We start from the raw sequence: 968 nt of genomic DNA on the forward strand, positions 1-968 counted from the left end.
TCACACCTGGCGCTTCTTGGATGCCGACATAGTTCCCAAGGGACTTCGACATCTTCTTAACGCCATCCAACCCCTCCAACAGCGGCATTGTGACCACGCACTGAGAAGACTGGCCGTAGGCACGCTGCAGCTCACGCCCCATCAACAGATTGAACTTCTGATCAGTCCCACCCAGCTCTACATCAGCCTTCAGCGCCACTGAATCGTAGCCTTGGTGAGCCATTACCTCACCAACTAGCTAATCCGACCTAGGCTCATCTAATGGCGCGAGGTCCGAAGATCCCCCGCTTTCTCCCGTAGGACGTATGCGGTATTAGCGCCCGTTTCCGAACGTTATCCCCCACCACCAGGCAGATTCCTAGGCATTACTCACCCGTCCGCCGCTAAATCCAGGAGCAAGCTCCCTTCATCCGCTCGACTTGCATGTGTTAGGCCTGCCGCCAGCGTTCAATCTGAGCCATGATCAAACTCTTCAGTTCAATACTGCTTGGGTTTTGAGAAAACCCTAAACTTGGCTCAGCAATCGCAAAAAACTCTCGAATTCACGAGTGTTACTTGTGATGCTGATAATCATTTGACTAACAGTCTTAACTCACAAGCACCCACACGAATTGCTTGATTCAGTTGTTAAAGAACGGTTGGTTAAGTCTTTCGTCTCAACCGAGGCGCGCATTCTACAGCAGCCTCTTTCTCTGTCAAGTGATTTGTGAAAATTTCTTTTCAACTTCAACCACTTGCGCTTTCGGTAGCTTTTCAGCATCTCGTCAGCGGGAGGCGAATTCTACAGCGTTTAAAAACCCTGTCAACCTGCCTTTTTCACCGCTTTCGATCTACCTGACCGAAGCCACCAACAGGATCAAACCACCACCCTGTCAGCCCGGCGCATTCTACTCAGCTTTCGCTGATTTGCAACCTCTAAATCAAATTAACTTATTGATTTATAAGCAATTTATCTAGAGGTCTGCGCC

General features: G+C 49.6%; 1 rRNA gene. It reads right to left on the reverse strand.

What is annotated here, in order from left to right:
- Positions 1–479: ribosomal RNA gene (locus AO726_RS21300) — 16S ribosomal RNA — on the reverse strand; the annotation flags it as partial.
- Positions 480–968 lie beyond the last annotated feature (489 nt).

This window comes from Pseudomonas sp. TTU2014-080ASC, from assembly GCF_001446935.1.
In the GTDB taxonomy this organism is placed as follows: domain Bacteria; phylum Pseudomonadota; class Gammaproteobacteria; order Pseudomonadales; family Pseudomonadaceae; genus Aquipseudomonas.